Origin of the sequence: Commensalibacter sp. Nvir, from assembly GCF_963921845.1 — a bacterium.
Lineage (GTDB): Bacteria > Pseudomonadota > Alphaproteobacteria > Acetobacterales > Acetobacteraceae > Commensalibacter.
Map to the genome: position 1 here is coordinate 1 of NZ_CAWUGZ010000086.1, position 22,823 is coordinate 22,823.

The window sequence follows — 22,823 nt, forward strand, 5'->3', positions numbered from 1 at the left end:
TTCATGGCTTGTTTGGATGGATCAGAAATAACCCGGGGTCCTGATACATATTCTCCAAACTCAGCTGTATTGGAAATAGAATAGTTCATATTGGCAAAGCCGCCTTCATAAATCAAATCGACAATAAGTTTGACTTCATGCAAACACTCAAAATACGCCATTTCTGGTGCATATCCTGCTTCAACCAATGTTTCAAAACCGTTGCGTATCAGCTCAACTAACCCTCCACACAAAACAGCTTGCTCGCCAAACAAATCGGTTTCGCATTCTTCTCGGAAAGTGGTTTCAATGACCCCTGCCCGTCCGCCTCCAATCGCCGAGGCATAGGACAAAGCGATCTCTAATGCATTTCCTGAGGCATCTTGATGAACAGCCACCAAGCAAGGAACGCCGCCCCCCCGTTGATATTCTGAGCGTACCGTATGACCTGGACCTTTTGGGGCAATCATAAAGACATCTAAATCGGATCGAGGTTCAATAATTTTAAAATGAATGGCTAATCCATGCGCAAAGGCAATCGCTGCCCCTTGTTTCAAATGTCCAGCCAATATATCTTGATATAAATCGCCTTGAATTTCATCAGGGGTCAAGATCATAACAATATCTGCCCACGAAGCTGCGTCTGCAACGGTCATCACTTTAAATCCCGCTGCTTCGGCTTTTTTTGCACTGTTGGATTCAGGCCTTAATCCAATAACAACTTCCTTGACACCACTTTCTTTCATGTTATTGGCATGAGCATGGCCTTGGCTACCATACCCTAGTACCGCAACTTTTTTACCTTTGATGAGATTAACATCGGCATCATGATCATAATATACGCGCATCATTTATTCCTTATTTTATCGACTTATATGCTTTGACAGCCACGTGCTATCGCTGCAATGCCCGTGCGAGATAATTCTACCAGTCCAAGAGGACGTAATAGATCTACAAAAGCATTAATCTTTTGTGTTTTACCCGTCAATTCAAATACAAGGGAATTGACACTTGCATCAACAACTTGTGCACGGAAGGCGTCCGCTAAAGTGAGCGCTTCTGCCCTTTCTGAACCACTGGAAACAACTTTGATTAAAGCGAGCTCCCGTGCAACATAAGCACCTTGGGTAGATAGATTAACCACCTCGTATACTGAAACTTGTCGATCAAGTTGTTCCTTTATTTGATTGATCACCATAGGCGTTCCAGAGGTAAGAATGTTTATTCTGGATTTATTTCCGTTTTTATCTATCGGTGCGACGGTTAAGCTTTCGATATTGTATCCTCTGCCGGATAATAATCCAATGACTCTGGACAATACACCGCTCTCATTCTCGACAATTAACGAAAAAATAGCATCAACGAAATCGTCTTGTTCCTGCTGAACAGTATGTGAAAATGTTTTTTTATCTGTGTAATCCATCTGAACAAGCCTCTTTGATTAAACGCTCGTTGATACTCAAGCGTTATTTTTATGCATAGGGTTTAATAGTATATCGTTATGAGGGGCACCAACGTGTATCATCGGATAACAGTTTTCTTCTTTTTCAACCCTTACATCGACAAGAACAGGGCCGTCTGTATCAAGCATTTCCTTAATAATCGAATCCAAATCCTTGACGGTATTAACGCGCAATCCTTTGATCCCAAAACTTTCAGCCAATCGGACGAAGTCGGGCAAGCTTTCGCTATAACTTTCTGAATAACGTCGGTCATAAATCAATTCTTGCCACTGCCGTACCATGCCCATGTATTCATTATTTAAAATAAATAGTTTAACCGGCAATCGATATTGTTTAATGGTGGCTAATTCTTGAATGTTCATCATTGTGGATGCCTCCCCAGCGATATCCACCACTAATTTACCTGGATGCGCAACTTGTGTCCCAATTGATGCAGGCAACCCATACCCCATGGTTCCCAATCCGCCAGAGGTCATAAAATGATTTGGCGCATCAAACGTAAAATATTGTGCCGTCCACATCTGATGTTGTCCGACCTCGGTGGTAATAAACGCTTCCAGGTTGCGTGCAGTAACCAATTCGTATAACCGCTTAATGGCATGTTGCGGTTTAACAATGCTATGGGGAGATTGGTCTTGCTCATACTGCAAACAATGAACAGAACGCCAATCCTCAATCCGCTTCCACCACGCCTTTAAAGCATTATAATCGCTTTTCGATGAGGCTTCTTGCCAGGCTTGAATCATAAGTTCAATCGTCTTCGCAACATCCCCCACAATAGGAAGATCCACTCTTACAATTTTGTTAATTTGAGAAGGATCAATATCCGCATGTATTTTATAAGATCTAGGAGAAAAATGTTTTACATTGCCAGTTACGCGGTCGTCAAACCTTACGCCTAAGCCAATCAACAGATCACAATCATGGGTTGCTAAGTTCGCTTCGTAAGTACCGTGCATTCCCAGCATTCCCAAAAATTGCTTATCTTTACCATCGAAGCCACCCAACCCCATTAAAGTTGAAGTTATAGGAAATCCCGTCAACTTGACCAATTGGTTTAATCCTAACGAAGCTTTTAAACCCGCGTTGATAATGCCTCCTCCTGTATAAAAAAGGGGGCGTTTTGCCTGTTTCATCATTTCAACGGCTTTAAAAACTGCCTTAGCGTTCGGGTCAATTTTGGGCCTGTAGGAGGGATGCGTATTAATCTCTTCGTTAATATAAGGAATTTGTTTTATCGTAATGTCTTTAGGAATATCAATTAATACAGGTCCAGGTCTTCCGGAACGCGCAATGTAAAATGCTTCTCTAATTTTTTTGGCCAATACATTACCATTTTTAATTAAATAATTAAATTTCGTTGCAGAGCGCGTAATTCCAACGGTGTCTGCCTCTTGAAACGCATCGTTCCCTATTAAGTTTGTAAATACCTGACCCGAAATACATACAATCGGTATGGAATCCATTAACGCATCGACTAAGCCCGTGACCACATTGGTTGCCCCTGGACCGCTTGTAACTAAAATAACGCCAACTTTTCCCGTGGAGCGGGCATAGGCTTCGGCTGCATGAACGGCTGCTTGCTCATGTCGAGTCAAAATATGACGGATCGTTTTTTGTTGAAACAAGGCATCATAAATCGGTAAAACAGCCCCACCAGGATAGCCAAAAATGACGTCAACCCCAAGGTCAACGAGTACGCGCAGTAAAACCTCAGCACCCGTCATAAGAACGGCATTCTTATGCTGAGAAGAGGAAGGCTGCTTTTGCTCGTCACGTACCATTATAGTCAATCCTTGAATTTTAGATAAATCCATAAAAAAATAATTTCATTGCTGAACGGTTATTAACCTAATCAATAAGTCTTAGGGGGTCAATAAAACTTTTAATAAAATGTAAAGATTTATCAACGATACTTTTATAAAATTCTAATTTTTGATCAATTATTGAACTAAAAATACAATTTTGATCATCACAGACTAATTTTTGATTATTAAACCAAGTCTCTTGCCTTTTAATATAGCGCTGAGTCCTTAAAACAGATTGAGCCGTTGCTTGCGATAAACTTAGTTCACCCTTCAAATAGCGTCCAAGCTCAGCCACTCCGTGCGTATGCAATAAAGGTGCATCCACATGGGGATTGGATTGTAAAAGCTGCTCAACTTCCTTGACTGCTCCATTTTCTATCATGTTTTCAAAACGTTCTTTAACCGCTTCTTTTAAACTGGATCGAGGGGGGGCTAATCGTATGACTAAAAATTTACACTGCGCACCGGGCAAATGCTTTTTCTGTTGCCAATAGTGTAACCCTTGACCTGTTGATTTCCACACTTCCCATGCCCGGGCAATGCGTTGTGCATCGGTTGGCTTTAATTTCAACGCCGTCAAAGGATCAAATTGTTTTAATTGGTCGTATACGTATAAACACCCTTTTTCCGACAACATCTGCCGAGCTTGGTTTCTACTCTCTTGACTTGGTTCTGGTATTTCAGCAATGCCGTGAATAAGCGCATTCAAATACATCCCCGTTCCGCCGCAAACGATAGGCAAACGCCTCTGGTCCCACGCTTGTTCAAGTTGAGCCAAAGCTTGCTCGCGCCACCAGCCCGCATTCCCCGTCTGGAACCAAGGCAAAACCCCGTACAATGTATGAGGAACCTGCCGCTCCTCTTCTTCAGTAGGCCTGGCGGTAAGGATACGCAAATCACGATAACATTGCATGGCATCGGCATTAATAATCACAGACTTTAAGCGTTCGGCCAAGCGTAACGCTAAAAATGATTTACCCGAACACGTCGGTCCTACTATAATTAAGGCAAAACGTTCAAAGTGTGTACCCATAAAGTCATCCAAAAAGTTAATTCGTTTTTGAAGAGTGTTCTACATTAAATAATTCGTTTGAGGTATTTATATGTGCATCCATCTTGAGATTTACAAAGCGGTTATCTCTCATATATCAAGCATTACCTGTCCGCCTAATACCCTTTTTTCCTAATTTTGTGTACCATGATCATTTAGAATTCTTCACCACATGGCGTATATTCTCACCTTAGTCACCCCTAAACCGTATCTGAATAACGTAATCCTTGGGCGTTTATCCAAAACTTTACGCGCTTGTAAATCAGTTTGGTTATCCGCTGGGCAAGCCTTAGATATCTATTTACCACCGTTTACCCCCATTCACCAAGCCCGAGCCTTACGTTTAGAATGTAAAGACAGACTCTCGCATACAAAAACAGATATTTTTTTAACTCTTGATACTTGTCGTCAAAAAAAGCTGCTTGTCGCTGATATGGATAATACCATTGTTCACGGAGAAACTCTGGACGAACTTGCAAAAAAAACTGATGTAGGACCACAAATTGCTGAAATCACAAATCGAGCTATGAACGGTGAACTCGATTTTCGCCAAGCATTAAAAGAAAGAGTTGCCCTTCTTAAAGATCTATCCACAGATTTTCTTGATAAGACGTGGGAAAACATAGCCTTAAATCAAGGGGCCAAAACCCTCATAGCTACGATGAAAAAACACCATGCGTATTGTATTCTTCTTTCTGGAGGGTTTAGTTTTTTTACACAGAAAGTTGCGGCTTACTGCGGCTTTAATGAACATCATGCGAATCACTTGTGTATATATAATGATAAATTAACTGGGAAAGTTAAAGAACCTATTTTGGACAACCAAACAAAGTTAAAAATATTGAATGAAAAAATAATTTCGTTAAACTTACGCATTTCAGAAACTATAGCGGTTGGCGATGGAGCCAATGATATCCCGATGTTAAAACGAGCAAGTATTGGGGTGGGATATTATCCTAAACCTATCGTCAAAAATGAAATGGATAACATTATTGAGCATACAAACTTAACGTCTTTATTATTTTTACAAGGATACCGAGCCCAACAAATTGTTGATGTTGGATAATATCATCCACTGTGTGGCGGCAACGCAAACGTATAACTTGGTAACCCATTCAACGCTCTGAGAGACTCAAAAAACAATAACGGAACCTATGGTTTTCAATGCATCATAAGCGTGCAAGCTAAGCCAATTCAAGAAATTTTTCTATCGCTTGTTTACTTGCTAATAACGCTAGTTTTTCATCGGTGGTTAACTGTTGCATGGCTTCTTCTTTGCTGGTTGATTCAGAAATTTTGACCAAACCCACTAGAAAATGAGCGTTTATTGGCTCATTTTTTTTCCTTTCTGGAGGAAGATGAGCTATGTGAAATTTTATTAGCTCAGGACTATGCAACAAACTGTCAAAAGCATCTTTTACAATTTTATCTTTGGAGCGCCGTTTTTCTTTACGATCCCTTTTTAGTATGTCTGGTCTAGAAGTTTCTTCAGGAATAATAAGCAAACCCATTTTCATACAAAATTTACCAAATTTTTGGCTAGACGTTATCCATACCAAGGGAATGGAAAAAAATAATCCAAACAGTACGGGAGTCATCCAAAAAAATAACGACGAAGAGACTTCCCAAGCCCCTATCCCCATTGCAATACCAAAAACAGTGTGAGGCCAATAACCCTTTATAACCGCACCTAAGGGTATGAAACCTAGGTTCCTCCTCTGCACCGACCAACCTGAATCGTATCCCCATAAAATTGAAATAACGGCCGAAGTTTGTATTAACATTGCAATAGGAGCCATTAACCCCCCGATAAGGGTTTCTAAAAAAATTGAAGACAACGCTTTAAGCGGACCTCCACACCCTTTTCTTAAAAAAGGATTAAATAACAACGCGATCCACGCGAGAAATTTCGGCGCAAGAAGCACCAACATAGTCAAAATAAACACATATTTTGCCAAAACAGGATCAACATGTGGCCAATTTGGAAATAAAACCCTTGAAGTAGCACTAAAATACTCGGGTTTGAAAAATAAAGCCTGCAAAGAAACCAAAATGCCAAATAACAAAAATAATAACCACAGCGGTGACATAAGATAGGCACCAATGCCAACCATCATATGAAGGCGACTGATCCAACTTAATCCTCTGGTAGGAATTACCAGTGCATGTTGTAAATTACCCTGACACCAGCGCCTATCCCTAATGGCTATATCGGTTAACGAAGGAGGGCTTTCTTCATAAGAGCCTCGCAATGCAGGAACCATATGAACAGCCCATCGCCCCCGACGTATTAACGCGGCTTCGACGAAATCGTGACTCATAATCATGCCGCCAAAAGGTTTTCGTATAGCTGGCAAATGAGGCATGCCTGCTTGTTCAGCAAATGCTTTGATACGAATAACGGCGTTGTGTCCCCAATAATTGCTTTCTGAGCCATGCCACCACGCCAACCCATAAGCAATCGTTGGCCCATAGACGCGACCAGCAAATTGTTGCAAACGCGCAAATAGGGTCGTTCCATTGACAATAACAGGAAGCGTTTGAATCAATCCAACGCTTTCATGGCGATCCATAGCCGCACATATACGAACAATGGTATCCCCTTCCATGAGGCTGTCCGCATCCAAAGTCAACATATAATCGTATGCAGAACCAAAACGCTGTACCCACTCACCTAGGTTGCCCGCCTTACGATCCGTATTCTTGAATCGTCGACGATAAAAAACACATTGATTGTTTTCAGCCTGCGCTCTCAACCTTAAAAATTCTGCTTCTTCTTCAACCCATATATCGGGGTGGGTTGTATCGGACAAAATGAAAAAATGAAAGTGTTTCCCTTGACCTGTGGCTTGTACACTATCGTAAATTGCTTTTAACCCCGCAATAACACGATGGGGATCTTCGTTATACGTCGGCATTAAAATTGCAATGGTTGAGCGTAATACCGGCAATTCTTTATCTGGATCAATATCCAGAGCTAATCCACCTTTTGACCTTAATTGATCAATAAACCCCCCTACTGAAGAGGTAAAAGAAAACGCAATCCAAAGAAACAAAACCGTAAATATGGATAAAATTATGCCCCCAAGCAGCGTTAGACCATTACTATTGAACACCAGATTCATTTCATAGGAGGCATAGCTGGTCAGCAGCATCGTAATACAAAACACAAATATTCGACGAATATAGATGCTGTTAAATTCCGTTGCCAACCATCGTGGGCGGCCAAAAACTTTGGGTTTACCCCATAGATTTTGTATCGGCATGTCTAAGGGCGCTTCAGGAGGTAGTGCACTTATATCAGGAGCTTTTAGTACATCGATAAAATGGGGAGATGAATATTTTTTTTCTTTGTCTATATCCTGTGTTTCCACGGCGGTCGGTGAGTCAACCATTATTACGTTTTAACCTTTCCCCAGCAAAATCGGATGGTCAAACTATAGAATATAAACCATCAAACATAAAGATCATTTTCAACTTCTCTATCCGTAAACGATTTTAAGTTTAAACAAATAATTTATATAAAAAATCCTCTAAGATAGTGTAGCATTAACATGTCTTGCGTTTTTGAAATTTCATAATCTGACCTTAAAGAGGATTTCAATGACCGAAGAACCAAAAAGACTTTTATCGTTCCCTCCTTTCGCCGTCGGTCTTAGAGACAGTCTTCGTGAAGGCTACTCTTTTAGCGATTTTAAACAGGATGTGTTAGCAGGACTAACGATTGGTACCGTTGCCGTACCTTTATCAATGGCTTTGGCAATTGCCACCGGGGTTCCCCCTGAATATGGTCTTTATACAGCAATGATCGCTGGGGCTATTATTGCCTTAACCGGTGGATCACGTTTTAATATTTCTGGCCCTACGGCTGCTTTTGTCGTTATTCTTTTTCCGATTGTCAACGATTACGGCATAGGCGGCTTACTTCTTTCAACGTTAATGGCAGGAATAATTCTAATCCTCTTTGGCCTTACGCGATTGGGATTATTGATACGATATGTGCCCTACCCAGTTGTATTAGGATTTACAGCAGGGATTGCAATCATTATTGCTGTTTTGCAAATTCCTGATTTTTTAGGACTTCGCACGAGCAAACTTGGAGACGATTTTATTAATAATTTTATTAATATCGTAACTTCGTTAAGCACCATCAATGTTTATGAACTGATCGTAGGCTTATCCACTTTAGCTATTTTATTAATATGGCCAAAACTAAAATTACCTTTACCTGCCCCTTTGGTGGGTTTGGTTTTAGGAGGAATTATTGCTTATGGTATTAATTCCACTGTAAATGGGGCAGATATTCATACAATTGCCTCTCGTTTTTCATGGAAAGCCCATGGTATGCAAGGAACTGGCATACCCCCCATTCCTCCGTCGTTTTTATTACCTTGGCAGCTTCCAGGGGGTAATGGGCAACCGCTCCATCTTGACTTTCATTTAATTCATAATTTAATTGGGCCCGCGTTTGCTATTGCAACGTTAGGGGCCATTGAATCCCTCCTTTGTGCAGTAATTGCGGATGAATTGACAATGACTAAGCATAATCCCAATTCCGAATTGATCGGCCAAGGATTAGGCAACCTCATTGCCCCTTTTTTTGGTGGTATCACGGCAACCGCTGCCATAGCAAGAACAGCAACAAATATACGCAGCGGGGCAAAAAGCCCCGTCGCAGCGCTTATACACTCAATTTTTGTTCTTCTAACCATTTTGTTCTTTGCAAACTTATTAGGCTACGTGCCTACGGCTTCGTTAGGAGCGTTGTTATTTATTGTTGCGTGGAACATGAGTGAGGCTAAGCATTGTTTCTATGTCCTTCGCACTTCGCCTAAAAGCGATGTTGCCATTCTAATCGTATGCTTTGGATTGACCGTTATATTTGATATGGTGGTTGCGGTAGGGGTAGGCATTGCCTTATCAGCCGCTTTATTTATTCGAAATATGACCGATGTCTCTAAAACGCGTCCTATTAAGACGCACCCTGAAATCAAAGGATTAGAAAAAGATGTGGCTATATTTGATATGGATGGCCCCCTATTTTTTGGTGCCACGGAAAAACTCTTGGGGTTGATTAAATCGCATATAGCTACGGCAAAAAAAATCTGTATCATTGACGTTCAGGATATTTTAAGCATCGATGCCACAGCAATAGCAGGTTTAAAATCTTTACAAACGCAATTGTACAAAAACAATCAGTCCTTGATTTTTGTAGGGGCTTCCCCTCAACTACTTCTTACGTTAAAAAAAGCAGGAATGACGGACGAACAAAAGAAATTAGCTTTTTGTAAAAATTTTTATGAAGTCAATGAGCTTGCCCAGCAATGGTTAGCTTCTTAACTGTGTTTGATTATTTTTTGGTAAACGAAATGATATCCTTTATCAAGTTAAGGTGTCCATCGATAAAGCCATTTTTCAGAAATTACAGCATCACCGTCCATTAAACTGGCACGTAATTCAGCACTTTTGGCGTCTTGAGGTGAAAATTCGAACGTAACCCTCCAGCCATGTGTAACTGTGTTTGCCTCTACAACAATATTATCAATTTTTCCTGCAGTCGTCGTAATATTAAATTTAAGCTCTTTGTTCGGTGGAAAACTATTTAAAGGTCCATCAAAAAAATCAATGCAAAAAAACCGCACGTTTTTCTTATCAACAACCGAGCCTATGCGTGTAGCGGCAACCCTGGCCAATGAGGATATCCAAGGATTATCCCATCCCCAATACATTCTATAAATAAAATTATATTCTTGATTTTCTTTAAACGGTTGCTGAGGCCTCCAAAAAGCGACAATATTATCATTTACTTCACTAGGAGTGGGTATTTCAACAAGATTAACGCTCCCTGATTCCCAATCCCCTATTGGTTCAATCCATAATGATGGCCTAAGCTCGTAATGCAACGCTAGATCTTCATACTGGCTGAAATCACGTTTCCTTTGAATAAGACCAAACCCTCGTGGAGTAGCATCTGAAAAAACAGAATACTGTAAATCAACAGGGTTATTTAAAGGACGCCATAGTTCTTCGCCTTTGCCTGTCCACATCAATAGACCCTCACTATCATGTGCAGCGGGTCTCCAATCGTCAATGTGATCTCGATTGTTGGAATCAAAATAAAACATTCCTGTTAGAGGCGCCACCCCACCGGTGACGATTAACTTTCTAGGATAAAGATAGTTTTCAACATCAAAGATAGTGGTGGTTCCCGGTCTAATGGTAAATTGATAAGCCCCTGCTATTGACGGGCTATCAAGGAGGGCATAAATAACAAGCGATTCAACGTCCTTATCTGGTTTTACGATCCAAAAAGCTCTAAAAAGAGGAAATTCTTCTCCTTGAGAATCCGCAGTTCCTTTGGCAAACCCCCGTGCAGATAATCCATATTGCTGGCCTTTTGCGACGGCTCTAAAATAAGAAGCTCCCAAAAATACAGCAAATTCCTCCATTGTTTTTCCATTAAGAGGGGTCATTAATTTGATACCCGAAAACCCAAGGTTTTGATCTACTTTTAATTTCGGATCGGTGTACGTGAACATATCGGGATCATAAGGAACGGGGGATGCCAAGCCATCCACCACTTGGTAAATATCCAATCGCGGTCTATACAAAAACCCTCTAGGGAAAAACTGAACTTGAAAATTCAGCTGATCCTCGCTCCACAATGCCCGTTCTGGTTTAAAAACAATGCTTCTAAAGCCATCAAAATCCAATTTGTCTACCGCAGGAGGGAGTTGATCGTTAGGTTCTTTATACGCTACCATTGCCAAATCGGCTGCAAGTTTTTTTAGGGTAGAAAAATCAAATTTCTCCCCTTTATTTTTTTTGGATGCTTTATCTTGTGCAAAAGCTGAATAACCAAGGGGAGAGGAATTGCCTAATACGCTTATCATTGAGATTCCTGCGGTAGATTTTAATAATTCACGTCGAAAAACCACATTAAAATCCTTATATAAATTTAAAATGAGTAAACTATTATTACTGTCAAAGGGGTTTTAGAACGCGCTATGCTAAGCAATTACCATCCGTTTAATCCTATCACCTACAGCTCTTTTCTTTAACCATAACCTAATACCACCAAAAATATTATTTTTTGATCCACCATTTTACCGGTTCGGGCTTTACAGAACAAGCATAATTCAATTTGGCACTTAATTTTTCTGAACTATCCGCAACTTTTTTTTTATTTAATGGAAATTGCTCCCGCAAAATTTGAATTTGTTGAAGCAATTCTGTATTTTGCTTAATCAATTGCTCAAACATGCGGGCATTCGTTAAAGTAATTTTCTCCAGTTTATCTTGCTTATCAGAAAGATCAGCTAACAACGTGATAATTTCAGAGCTCGTTGGCAAGGGGTCTGAAGACCGATAAAGCTCTTTTTCATGTTTGTTTGCCAAAGAATAGTCTTCGTTCTGACTCTTAACACGTTTTGTGAAACGATTAGAAGGTAATTTTTCAACAATAACGTCGCCATCTTGCACAAACCGACGACGCTGAGATGATTCTTTAAGTTTTAAACGATTTTTCAAAGCGTCATTTTTTTTTGAGGAAGAGGATCCTATATTCTCCAACGCTTTTTTTACGGCATCGACGTCAAAATTTTTTGCATAATTTTGTTCGTGATTGCTTTGGGTTTGAGAAAAAAAACACGTATTTTCTCTACTTGTAGACACTATTTTAACTTCCCTATGTAAATATAATTTGGGTTATGGAATTATTATAAAAGACTTAAAGTCTAAGTTTAATGGATAAAATTTTATAGGAACATTAAGTTTCATTACTATAAATGAGTCAAGAGCAGAAAACTCTATAAATTATGGGGTAAAATGTTACAATAACAGAAAAACCATTCTTGTAAAGAATATCTTTGCAGAGTGCCCTTAATTTGTAGTTATAATTTTAGAACTTTCCCAAAAAGGCATTGTTACGCTAATATAATTTCTTTACCCATGCCATTTTTTATAGAAAATTTAATGCTTACACGCAATATGATCCTATCATTATGATTTTAACTAATAATGTATAGGATATTTACAAGAAACTCAGATGAAAAGGGCACTTTACATCTAACCTAACCCATCTATCTGGCCTTAATATCTGGATAATTGTTCTTTAATAGTTTCATTGAACTGATTTGGATTTTTGCAAATCTTGAAGTTTTGTCCGTGCGAATTGATTCATCGTATAGCTCTCGGAGTAAAGAAGTGCCTGATTAAAATAAAATTCTGCAAGCCCAGTGTTAGACATGTGCTTCGCAGTCTCTCCGGCACGTAGATAGCATCGAGCTGCTTCTTGGGATTGATGTAAGGTTAAATAAATTTTAGCCTGCAGCAATAGATCTCTTAGCATAGCCCGGTAATCTTTTTGCTGCCGACGAACCGCTTCCACCTGTTGTGCTTGGGATAAAGCTTTTTGGTAATCACCAACCGATAAAGAATATAGAGATTTTAACTCAGTAACATCAGCCTTAGCACTTAAATTATTTTTATCCTGCGTAGTTTTATCGGCTTCAAGTTGATTAATACAATATTGAAGGGTGGATATATCCTGCAATTGGTAACTAAGAAAGCCCATTAAAAATACGGAACGCTGTTTAATATCTTGATCTTCACTTGTCGAGGCGAGTTTAATAAATGCGATAGCCTTTTGATAAAGACCTTTTTTATACAAGCAAACCCCTTGTAACAAATCAAGTTGTTTACTATCGTTTTGACCCCTAATGTATAACTCTTGTCTGGTTTTATAAAGGGTTGATTCTGCGTCGTCAATTTTGTTCAACGCCAGTTGGACGGTGGCTAAATTATATCCAGAATTATTTATGCTATTTCTATCATCGTGCCCCAAAGCTAAATCAAAAGCCTTTGTGTAATTAACCTCTGCTTGTTTTAAACGATTATAATAAACGGCGTCTTTAGCGACGTCCATGGTACGATCATAGGGGTCATCCCTCAGTGGCTTCTCTGTTTTATGACCACACGCGAAAAGCATGATACTAACCCCTACCATCGATGCAAGAAAAATAAATTTTCTCATGGGTTTATCTCCCTCGCTGGTAGACGTTTTGTTTTTGATGAGGGATGACTGGAGCCGCCTAGTATCCATAAGCTTTTTAATTGATTGATTAACTGTTGTAAGTCATGAACAGTAGATTGCAATTGGATCATCATACTAGGGAGTTGCTCGGTAGTCTCAGCAATATTTTTTGATATAGGATTTAATTGAGGCGAAACGTTTGTAATATCCTTTGAAACTTTTTCGAAATTAGATACAATTTTATCAGAGTGTCGAATAACATGATTAATATTGTGCTCAATAGGTTTTAACTGATTGATGATATCATTGAGGGATTGTATCATTTTTTCAGAACGTCGTATTAATTCATCATTATTAATTAATCGTCCAATAGTACCTTTTCCTTGTTGAATTCCTTCAATTGCTATTTCTAAAGAAGACATAATATTTTGCGCACTATCCATGGTAGGCACTATGCGTTTACGAATTTCTGCAACCATTTGGGACAACTGATCGGCAGGATTAGGCTCGGTCTTCGCTATCACTACGGCATAATTCCAGTTTAATGGGGCACTGTACCCCCTTGTAATGGCTACATAAGATGCTCCAGCAACCGCAAATTGTCTTTTGATGGTCACTTGGCTATCTTTACGAATGAAATTTCTTAACTGCGGGCGTACCGTAGCCAAGGCGGATAATCCTCCATCTGAATTGACATTAATTTCTTTAATCGTACCCGCGTTGATGCCGAATACTTCAACGTTATCCCCTACAGATAAGTTTGCCACCCCCGATTGTGGAAGAATAATATTTAGTTTGGCCGCTGGCGTAACCCAATCCCTTAAAATACCCGCCTCAATAATAGCACCGACAAAAGCCAATACACATAAAAGAACAATTGCACCCGTCCACTCGTTGGCGTACCGCATACGAAATAATATTCGATTATCTGGGTCTTGTTGTTTTTTAAATATCATTTTACTACCGTTTCAGTATTAAACCTTTTTCTTCTAGGCCCATACAATTCGCAATGTTGCTTTGATAATCGCTCCATAATGAGAGTTGGCTCGTGAAACAAATAATAGCAGTGCCTCGCGATTGTGCATCATTCATTGCTTCCATCAAAGGAAACAATAACGATTGTCCCAATCCTTCGATGGGATATTCAAGTAATAAAAGATCAGGTCGACATGCAAAAGCCTTAACAAAAGAAGCTCGAATTAGATCTATATCATTCAAGTGCCTAGGAATATCCATAGGCAATCCTAATAAACCAAAGCGAACACAAAAAGCATTAGCATTTCGAATGATGGTATCAATAGGCAAGCGCGTATGATGCAACAAAGGCAATATAATATTAATACCAACCGAGTAAGTGTCCATCCAACCGCCTTTTTGATACACTCTACCGATACGTCCTTTTAATGCGGAATTTTGGGGTTCTCGTAATGTCGACCAATCCAACCCTTCAAATAAAACCTTGCCTTCTCTTAAAGGAACAATACCCGAGCACAAATCTGCCATACCTGAAGCGGCCCATCTGTTACGCGATTCAATAAGGACACATTCCCCTTCATTAACCCTAAGATCATAAGTAATCGGTAGGAGATCAGGCATATTAAATACTGGTTTTGCCCCAATTAATTCGAGTAAAAGCGCGCCCAATTTTCTAAAACTCCATGGTGAAAAGGATATTAACAACCATGATAAGCAAAATACCTCGCGTAAATCCTTTGGATATGGTTATTGATGCCTCATCATTTGCCCTTACATTCATACCGGTCACACAGGAACCAATCCCAATACTGAATCCTATCACTAGGAATTTAAGGGGTACAAGGATATAATCCCATAGCGACATCGAAAGCAAAATTTGACCGTAAAATGTCCAAATTGAATCTTGCATTGTGCCCATCACGTAGGTTGCCACGTATCCAATAAATAATGACACCATTCCAAAAATCATTCCAAGCGAAAAACACCCCAAGGTTAAAGCCCACGTCCTTGGAACAACAATGGAAATAAAAGGATCAATACCCATCGAGGCAAAAGTTTTAAGTTGTCCACCAAAAGCCAGTTGGCCACACTCTGCCACGGTAACAATCCCATTGCGTCCAAGCAAGATCATACCCACTAAAATTGGAGCCGCTTCCCTTAAAATGACCGTGATCAAAATCGGCCCCGTCATTTTGGAAAGCCCTGCCGCCCCCAGCCAATAAACCGCTTGAGACACTACCGCTAACCCCGTAAGCGAAGCCGTAAACAATGTACTGAAAAATCCTCCACTTACCGCTTGCGACAGAGTTTTCTTGAATTCGTAACGCACCGTTCGTCGCCACGTTACCCACGACACACTTTTTAAGCAAACGCCAAAAGATACGGACAACATATTCAAAAAAAATCGAAAATAACTTCGTGTGAAATATCCAATTTTGTATAAAATCGGTTGCAAGAACCAAAAAGTAAAAATAAATGCTTTTTTAAAGAGTGAAAATCGACCCGAAACGTTGCTTATTTGCTCGGATACGTTATTGAAAATTTTATCATCTCTACGTTTAATGAATGCAAAATATGCATCCGTATCAACATGATTCTCTTCTTCGCCCTCAGACCTTTGAACTTCAGAGCGCTGATGATTTTGATGAACTTTATTTTGCCACTCTTCTCTATTCATTTTCTTCCAATCAATAAATAGATATGAGCACTACCAAAATTTGGAATAAAATAACTTCCTCTAGGGCGAAATAAAAAATCTTTTTTTAAAGCCTCGTAACCTTTGGACGTTACCTGCACAATGCCTTCATCTTTGGACATGTTTGCAATCAGAGAGGCCATACTGAGCGCGCTTCCCCAAGAAGTAAACGTATCCTTGTTTTTTCCTATCCAAGAACCAATAACCGAACCAATTTCAATCCCTATGCCAAAATTATAGTTCTGTTTACGATCCGAATGGGGAATAACATCCAAACATGCATCCCGCATCTCTAAAGCCGCATGGGCTACGCGTAAAGGAGCCGTAACATCGGCTTCTTCTCGAAAACCCGATATGCCAACTAATGAACCCCCCATAATTTTAAAGTAATCCAGTTTATATTTTTCAGCGATCTGTTGTAAAACGAAGGCCAACTTTTCAACGCGTTCAATAATCGTGTTAACCGTTTCTGGATAGATAAATAAATATTCACTAAAGGACATATATAAAATTGCAGCGTGGGTAAATTCTCGATGGATAGCAATGCCAGAAGATTTATCATTTTGTCCTTCAACACCCAGTTGTGTTGACCCCATCAATAAATTATCATTGGGATATTCTTCCTTAGGATTAATTGTGTTTTTATCCTTGTAGCGCTCAACCAACGAGGGACTCTTATCGTCTGGATTAGGGGGTATTCCAGCCGTTTTTTGATTTTCTAACCTAGATAAAATAATTCGTAATCCAACAATTCCAGTAAAATAATTTATAATTCTTTTTAAATACGTATAATCGCTAGGGTTCTTTACAATGACTATCCCTAACAGCCCGTCTTTATTTTGTGCTGCAGAAATAATCAAACGTTCCTCATCGTCTTCATTACTAAAAAATTTTTTTGAAGCGTTATACAATTGGCTATTTATGGTTGCGGAGACAACAAACGATGGGTTTTTGTTCGCGTATGTTAAAATAGCAGAAATTTCATGACATGCGATTTCGTCGCCACCACTATGAGTTTTAAGCTTTGAAGAATAGGTATCGTAACAAAATAAAGTGTCTTCGTGTTCTAATTTAATCCATAAACTTGTTTGATCTGCCGAAGAAACCTGACAAAGAATTTCAAGCAGCTCTAAACCATCATTGTCTAGATTAAATAACTCTTTTTCTCTAAGAAATCGATCGACCGCTTCGTCCTCTTGATGCGTTTCTTGCTCAACGATTTGTTTTGCACGATCCAAACGTTCAATACGATACGCTTGATAAATTAAATAACTGGCCATTACGATGGCAAATAAAATAATAAGTAAGGATAAAAAAAGAGCCTGTTTACCCGTTCTCTGAGCAAAATGGGCGTAATCTCGTTCAGGAATAACGATCATAACCGCCCATTCTTGACCCGATAAAGGCAATGCGGACGTAATGCTGATGTAGGTTCCTTTTTTCCCTTGAGATAATTTTTTGTTTGAACCACCGTTAGGTAAAGCTTCAGTTCCTTTTGTCGCCTGAACATCTTTAACAATATCAAACGAATGAATGCCGGATCCATTGACCAAAAAATGATCATAAGCCGCTGACAAAATTGGATGGGATACAGAATCAATTTTTGTATCGTTGATTTGCCAATCCTTATCTTGCATCTTTAACAGAAAATCAGGCGATGCAATGATATGCGCTTCTTTATCAACAATAATCGCCTTAGAATGACTGCTTATATTAAGACTATTTAAAAAACTGGCCAATTTACTTAACGAAATGTTAACAGCAAACACGCCTTTTTTCCCAGATCGATCAACAAAAAAGATTGAAGCCGTTACCACCAGGCCTTGCTTGGCGTTAACAATTACCGGCCGAGACCACGTCAATTTTTGTGACGCTATGGCAGCCTTATACCATTGAGTTTTCCTTGGATCGTATGCGTTTGCTAAAACATATTTATGGTTCAAGCTTTTGCCATCTAAGGTTTTGTTTTCAACAAAAAATTGTCCACCTTTGATATTTTGGGTTAGCGTAACTACCCGTACTTGGTTTGGATCTTTATCCAAACGTTCAATCATCGTAAAAAACCCTTCTTCATTAGAAAGGTAAAACGATTGAATTTGTTGATTTTTCCGCAAACTGCTCATGGCATAAGTATAAAAAATCCCGCTTTCAAAGTCTGGGGGAACGTGAGAAAGCATATCAATGGCAATTTTACTTGTGGACGTAGCGGGACGTAGATACGATGTAACTTCTTGAGAGATTCTCGATTGCTCGGATTTAAGAATAACGTGCGTAAGGGTTAATATACCGGATTTTGTTTTTTGATACGATAGATAAGTAGCCACCGTGACAACGATAATAACCAACACAACAATAGTAATAGGCGGCGCAAAACGAAAAAACAATTTACGAAATTGATCGTTATTTTTTTTGGTTGGAGAAACGATTTCAAATTCGCTCACTTTGTTTTTCCTCTGATAAAAATTATTTTAATCTACTAAAACATTGATGATTAAAGAGAAAGAGAAGTGTTTCAATAACATTTTGCTATTTTTACGGTTTTGGGTTTCGTTTTTTAAGCAATTTTTGTCGATTGTAATGTATTTTATCATTTATAAAAAGACCTCTTTCGAAATGGATCCATTTTAGTCTATAATAAAGTATCTACTCGCAAAGAATATAAGATCCAGTCACCTTTCATATTTTAATTTTGGTGAACATCATGCCCTATTCCGTATTATTTGTGTGTCTTGGAAATATTTGTCGTTCGCCATTAGCAGAGGCCGCGTTCAAGCAAGAAGTTCACAAACGCAATTTACCTATACATGTCGAGTCCGCAGGTATTGGCCCATGGCATATTAATCAACCCCCAGACCCTCGTGCTATCCGTCAAGCGTCTCAACACGGGATCGATATTCGTCACTATAAGGGGAGGCAAATTAACGCTACTGATTTCCTCAATTTTTCCCATATTATTGCTATGGATAAAAAAAATATTGCACAGCTGGTAAAATTAGCACCTAAAATGCATCGTAGTTCAATCAAACTTTTTATGGATTATGTACCAGACCATAAACAAGACGAAATCCCAGATCCTTATTATGGTGATGAAAAAGATTTTCAAAAAACATGGGAACAAGTCTCCTTAGGGGCTTTTCATCTGGCAAATTATTTTGAAGAATTAATTTTGAAAAACAGCGTTTTGTAACGGATTTGTTAAAATTTAACCCAATATAAAATGTTTATATTCAATTAAAATTTTTAACAATCTATACGCTTTATCTAGTTATGATTTCCATTTTTGATAGTAAGCGTATCACAAACCTCGTGTATGTTGGAATTCTTGAAGTCCAACCCCAGGATGTATAAAATACTGACAGAACAAACAAGAGGAATTTACAATCTTTTGCAATCTAAAGCAAAAAATCAAAACGAATGCGTTTACTTTAATTAAGATGCACTGATTGACACATTTTTCTGAATTCACTTTCAACAAAAAGTCAGTTCTAAAAATTACTGCTTTAAATTTAAATGAAACGAGGGTTTCAAAACCTATTTCTATAAGTTTACAAAAGCCATATTAAATAAAATAATATTTTCACATAACGGCTGGATTTTATGAATTCATATATTATAATCCACACCGTAAAAATTATTTTTAATAAAACAAATTTTAATCGTGCAAACGCATATCTAGAGTTTTTAGCAAATTCCAATTTTTACATACTTAGAAAGTAATAATGTGAGTGCATCTTACGGATTTAAATAAATTTTCATAAGAAATGAACACGCTAACTTTTGTAGGTTTATATACTTTTATTGATTATCTATAACCCCTTTAAATATCCATAATACTATTAAAATAATTGTATTTTCAACTGTATGTCCTAAATACAAACATTAATTTCTTTCTACGACCTGTAACTGCACGTTAAAAGTTGATAGTAAAACGCTTTGAACAATTTAGCTTGATATTCAATCAAATCGACACTTCAATTAAATAAATAATTGACAAACAGTAATAATTTCTCCGACACTTTACTTATCACTATTTCGATTATACCTACTTCTTCTGAAAATACAAAATGGCCTCAACAACATTATTACAATACGCAGAAAAATATTTTAAAGAACCTCTAAAAAAAGCCCATCCATTAACGCAAGGAAGCTTGTCTGAGGTTTATCATATAACTACCCAGAACAATCAGGAATACGTTATTAAAAATGGTTATTCTCCTCAGGCAGAAGCTCACATGCTGCAAACACTTAAAAGCCATACCATTAATGTGCCAGAGGTCATCTATTCAGACCAACATATCCTTATTCTTGAATTTATTCATGAAACGAATTGCTTATCCAAAAAAGTATGGGAAAATCTTGCTCAAACTTTAAATATTTTACATTCAGTACACAGCCCTTTCTATGGTTGGTCAGAGGATTATGCTTTTGGTCAATTGGCTTTTACGAATAAACATGACCAAAATTGGCCTGAGTTTTGGTCTAGGAATCGCTTGGAACCTTTTATATCCAAGCTCCCAGGCTCGTTAACACCTTCTATAGAAACGTTAATGAAAACAATAACCGAATTTTTACCTGAACATCCCCTACCCTCTCTTTTACACGGAGACCTTTGGACAGGTAATATACTGGCTCACTTTAATACGCCCTATTTGATTGATCCCGCGTGTTATTATGGACATAACGAAGTCGACCTTGCTATGCTCAATTTGTTTGGTAGTCCGCCTGATGCATTTTATACGCACTATGCAATGCTCGATAAGGAATGGCATCATCGTTGTGCCATCTATCAATTGTTTCCGGCTATGGTTCATTATGTTCTTTTTGGAAATTTCTATCTAAAAATGATCCACTCGTTATTACAATCATTAAAATTATAGTTTTTATTCCACACTTAAAACATGAATCATGGTTCATTTAGCAACAATTTGTAATGAAATTTTATTTATTATACCTATTTTAAGCTTTAAACTCTATCAAGAGTGTTGCATAAATATACACCTTTAAAAAAGTTATTATAAACGTAGGAATAACTCAAAATACGCTTTATTTAGTATTTTAAATACGATACTACACCTTTAACATTTTCTTATCTGCCATACTAAAACACCTGTTAAAATCTGTATAACTCTTCGCTGATAGCTGAGCCATTTAAGGTAGTGTTTATAACCCCTTATTTTTTACGGAACTTATACATTGACCGCCACACCTCACAGTAAAAATACCGAAAATTTTCGAAGAAAATTATCTGTATGGGTCATTATTATTTTAGGACTTTTAACCGCTATTGGGCCTTTGGCAACGGATATGTACCTCCCCGCGTTTCCGCAAATAAGTAAGGATTTGGCTGGCTATGGTTACGGTGCTGCACAGATAACGCTAACGGTTTGGTTTATAGGTCTTGCTATTGGCCAATTTTCCATAGGTCCTATCGCCGATCGATTTGGAAGAAAAGCGCCCCTGCTTATAGGGATGTGTACCTTCACCTTAGGATCTATAGGTTGTGCCACGGTTTCAAATTTTTATCTTTTTTGTTTTTGTCGTTTAATTTCTTCTATAGGTGGCGCTTCTGGAATGGTTATCCCCAGAGCAATGGTTCGAGACATTTCCTCTGGCTCGGCAGGTATAAAGACCATGGCACAGCTTGCTTTGGTAAGCTGTATCGTTCCGATTATCGCACCAACCCTAGGAGGGTTATTAATTGCACAATTTCCTTGGAGAATCCTTTTTTGGATTATGGGGGCTTATGGTCTTATAGGAACCACTATCGTTTATTTTATTTTGCCAGATACTTTAGCCATTCAATACCGTATACGATCCTCTATTCGTTCCATTGCTTGGCGCTATTTAAAAATTATACGGGAACCTATTTTTTTCTCCAATACCATGATGACCAGCAGTGGCTTATTCATGATTTTTGCTTATCTCAGCGGTACTCCGGACGTGCTTCATAATGTTATGCATCTTTCCAGTCTTCAATTGGCATTATGGTTTGGGATCAATTCGGTGGCTATTGCAGGATGCAACCAAATTAATGGTTTGTTAGTAAGCAAAGTTCGACCCTACATAATGCTTAATATTGCTGTTAATGTTGCTTTCATCGCTAGCGTTTTATTAATCCTATTAAGCTTTTTGCCTATACCTTATACCCGTTTAGGAATTATTATTTCTTGTAGTCCTATTGTGGTCATCATGGGCTGCCTAGGATTTGTTTTTCCTAATTGTACTATTTTCGCATTTACCTTACATGGGAGACGCGTAGGCAGTGCCTCTGCACTTTTAGGCACCCTTCAATTTGGACTGGGCGCATTAAGCAGTTGGATGATGGGTACGTTGCATTTGACCAGTATGCGCCCTGTAGCATTTGGTGTATTCACGGGCATTTCAAGTCTGTTTATTTTTAATATATGGCGGCGAAACGTTACCCGTTCTATTTTAAAAAAAATGAAAGAAAGAATAAAAAAAGGGCAACATAATTATTATCAATTTATTAGAGATTTAGACTAAATTTTGGTTTAGTTAAAAAAACCCTTTATAGGTAAAAAGTAAAAAATTCGTAATATCTCTTTGGTTAGCTTAGTTAGTTTTGCTCCAAGGTCCGCTTTAGGAGCAATCGAAATCCCTACGAAAAAAATTTCTCTTTGTATGTTTTTTAATTTTGTCTAAATCATCGCTATCGCATCACCCTAAACGTCTCTGATATTAAAAATAAAATTTCTGTTTAATAGAAAAGCGAGAAGATTCACTTTAGTGTTTTGAAACAATTTCTATAAGAAAACATAAACACGGGACGTGCTATAAAATTATCAACCATAAAACC

At 38.4% G+C, this 22,823-nt stretch carries 17 protein-coding genes; 5 read left to right on the plus strand and 12 right to left on the minus strand.

Translation table 11 applies throughout. From position 1 onward, the window contains the following. The 4 genes from ilvC to miaA all read right to left on the minus strand — a co-directional run. Nucleotides 1-827 (minus strand): ketol-acid reductoisomerase (gene ilvC / locus AABE15_RS05845; protein WP_338330349.1); only part of this gene is annotated, 827 nt, incomplete at its 3' end. 23 nt (nt 828-850) lie between these two features. Beyond that, nucleotides 851-1,402 (minus strand): acetolactate synthase small subunit, encoded by a 552-nt coding sequence (gene ilvN, locus AABE15_RS05850; protein ID WP_338330350.1) that lies wholly within the window; start codon nt 1,400-1,402, stop codon nt 851-853. A gap of 36 nt (nt 1,403-1,438) precedes the next feature. Continuing rightward, on the minus strand, nt 1,439-3,226 hold the full coding sequence (gene ilvB, locus AABE15_RS05855; RefSeq protein ID WP_338330351.1) for a biosynthetic-type acetolactate synthase large subunit: 1,788 nt from the start codon (nt 3,224-3,226) through the stop codon (nt 1,439-1,441). A gap of 67 nt (nt 3,227-3,293) precedes the next feature. Further along, on the minus strand, nt 3,294-4,283 hold the full coding sequence (miaA, locus tag AABE15_RS05860) for a tRNA (adenosine(37)-N6)-dimethylallyltransferase MiaA (protein WP_338330352.1): 990 nt from the start codon (nt 4,281-4,283) through the stop codon (nt 3,294-3,296). A gap of 190 nt (nt 4,284-4,473) precedes the next feature. Here miaA and serB point away from each other — a divergent pair, with 190 nt between their 5' ends. Beyond that, nucleotides 4,474-5,367, plus strand: coding sequence for a phosphoserine phosphatase SerB (gene serB / locus AABE15_RS05865; RefSeq protein ID WP_338330353.1), 894 nt, complete (start codon nt 4,474-4,476; stop codon nt 5,365-5,367). Between the two features lie 118 nt (nt 5,368-5,485). Here the strand turns inward: serB and mdoH are convergent, their stop codons facing one another. Continuing rightward, entirely contained in the window at nt 5,486-7,696 is a 2,211-nt protein-coding gene (gene mdoH / locus AABE15_RS05870) for a glucans biosynthesis glucosyltransferase MdoH (RefSeq protein ID WP_408870258.1), read from the minus strand. 208 nt (nt 7,697-7,904) lie between these two features. On the opposite strand from mdoH, the gene dauA reads away from it, so the two are divergent. Beyond that, the gene (gene dauA, locus AABE15_RS05875; RefSeq protein WP_338330354.1) at nt 7,905-9,641 is read left to right on the plus strand and encodes a C4-dicarboxylic acid transporter DauA; all 1,737 of its coding nucleotides are present in this window, start codon (nt 7,905-7,907) and stop codon (nt 9,639-9,641) included. A gap of 47 nt (nt 9,642-9,688) precedes the next feature. Here the strand turns inward: dauA and AABE15_RS05880 are convergent, their stop codons facing one another. From AABE15_RS05880 to AABE15_RS05910, 7 genes are all read right to left on the minus strand, one after another. Next, nucleotides 9,689-11,194 carry a glucan biosynthesis protein G gene (locus tag AABE15_RS05880; protein ID WP_338330365.1) on the minus strand — a complete coding sequence of 502 codons (1,506 nt, stop codon included), beginning with the start codon at nt 11,192-11,194 and terminating at the stop codon, nt 9,689-9,691. 193 nt (nt 11,195-11,387) lie between these two features. Then, nucleotides 11,388-11,975 carry a hypothetical protein gene (locus tag AABE15_RS05885; protein ID WP_338330355.1) on the minus strand — a complete coding sequence of 196 codons (588 nt, stop codon included), beginning with the start codon at nt 11,973-11,975 and terminating at the stop codon, nt 11,388-11,390. A 448-nt stretch (nt 11,976-12,423) separates the two neighbouring features. Then, a complete protein-coding gene (locus AABE15_RS05890; protein ID WP_338330356.1) occupies nt 12,424-13,335 on the minus strand; it encodes a hypothetical protein in 912 nt (303 codons plus the stop codon). Further along, a complete protein-coding gene (locus AABE15_RS05895; protein WP_338330357.1) occupies nt 13,332-14,291 on the minus strand; it encodes an MlaD family protein in 960 nt (319 codons plus the stop codon). The genes AABE15_RS05890 and AABE15_RS05895 overlap by 4 nt, the downstream gene beginning before the upstream one ends. Nucleotides 14,292-14,295: 4 nt before the next feature. Beyond that, complete coding sequence (locus AABE15_RS05900) at nt 14,296-14,979, minus strand: ABC transporter ATP-binding protein (protein WP_338330358.1); 684 nt, start codon at nt 14,977-14,979, stop codon at nt 14,296-14,298. A gap of 4 nt (nt 14,980-14,983) precedes the next feature. Continuing rightward, a complete protein-coding gene (locus AABE15_RS05905) occupies nt 14,984-15,988 on the minus strand; it encodes an ABC transporter permease (protein ID WP_338330359.1) in 1,005 nt (334 codons plus the stop codon). Further along, entirely contained in the window at nt 15,985-18,447 is a 2,463-nt protein-coding gene (locus AABE15_RS05910) for an adenylate/guanylate cyclase domain-containing protein (protein WP_338330360.1), read from the minus strand. Before AABE15_RS05910 ends, AABE15_RS05905 begins: the two co-directional genes overlap by 4 nt. A gap of 260 nt (nt 18,448-18,707) precedes the next feature. Between AABE15_RS05910 and AABE15_RS05915 the strand changes: the two genes are divergently transcribed. From AABE15_RS05915 to AABE15_RS05925, 3 genes are all read left to right on the plus strand, one after another. Then, nucleotides 18,708-19,193: a low molecular weight protein-tyrosine-phosphatase gene (locus AABE15_RS05915; protein WP_338330361.1), complete on the plus strand. Its 486-nt coding sequence runs from the start codon at nt 18,708-18,710 to the stop codon at nt 19,191-19,193. 877 nt (nt 19,194-20,070) lie between these two features. Further along, complete coding sequence (locus AABE15_RS05920) at nt 20,071-20,883, plus strand: fructosamine kinase family protein (RefSeq protein WP_338330362.1); 813 nt, start codon at nt 20,071-20,073, stop codon at nt 20,881-20,883. A 316-nt stretch (nt 20,884-21,199) separates the two neighbouring features. Beyond that, a complete protein-coding gene (locus AABE15_RS05925; protein ID WP_338330363.1) occupies nt 21,200-22,510 on the plus strand; it encodes a multidrug effflux MFS transporter in 1,311 nt (436 codons plus the stop codon). The last annotated feature ends 313 nt before the right edge of the window (nt 22,511-22,823 follow it).

Excerpts from the sequence above, each read along its gene's own strand:
- miaA (WP_338330352.1), bottom strand. The coding sequence starts at position 4,283 with ATGGGTACACACTTTGAACGTTTTGCCTTAATTATAGTAGGACCGACG.
- AABE15_RS05915 (WP_338330361.1), top strand. The coding sequence starts at position 18,708 with ATGCCCTATTCCGTATTATTTGTGTGTCTTGGAAATATTTGTCGTTCG.
- AABE15_RS05905 (WP_338330359.1), bottom strand. The coding sequence starts at position 15,988 with ATGAATAGAGAAGAGTGGCAAAATAAAGTTCATCAAAATCATCAGCGC.
- AABE15_RS05880 (WP_338330365.1), bottom strand. The coding sequence starts at position 11,194 with ATGATAAGCGTATTAGGCAATTCCTCTCCCCTTGGTTATTCAGCTTTT.
- AABE15_RS05890 (WP_338330356.1), bottom strand. The coding sequence starts at position 13,335 with ATGAGAAAATTTATTTTTCTTGCATCGATGGTAGGGGTTAGTATCATG.
- ilvB (WP_338330351.1), bottom strand. The coding sequence starts at position 3,226 with ATGGTACGTGACGAGCAAAAGCAGCCTTCCTCTTCTCAGCATAAGAAT.
- AABE15_RS05920 (WP_338330362.1), top strand. The coding sequence starts at position 20,071 with ATGGCCTCAACAACATTATTACAATACGCAGAAAAATATTTTAAAGAA.
- serB (WP_338330353.1), top strand. The coding sequence starts at position 4,474 with ATGGCGTATATTCTCACCTTAGTCACCCCTAAACCGTATCTGAATAAC.
- mdoH (WP_408870258.1), bottom strand. The coding sequence starts at position 7,696 with ATGGTTGACTCACCGACCGCCGTGGAAACACAGGATATAGACAAAGAA.
- dauA (WP_338330354.1), top strand. The coding sequence starts at position 7,905 with ATGACCGAAGAACCAAAAAGACTTTTATCGTTCCCTCCTTTCGCCGTC.
- ilvN (WP_338330350.1), bottom strand. The coding sequence starts at position 1,402 with ATGGATTACACAGATAAAAAAACATTTTCACATACTGTTCAGCAGGAA.
- AABE15_RS05895 (WP_338330357.1), bottom strand. The coding sequence starts at position 14,291 with ATGATATTTAAAAAACAACAAGACCCAGATAATCGAATATTATTTCGT.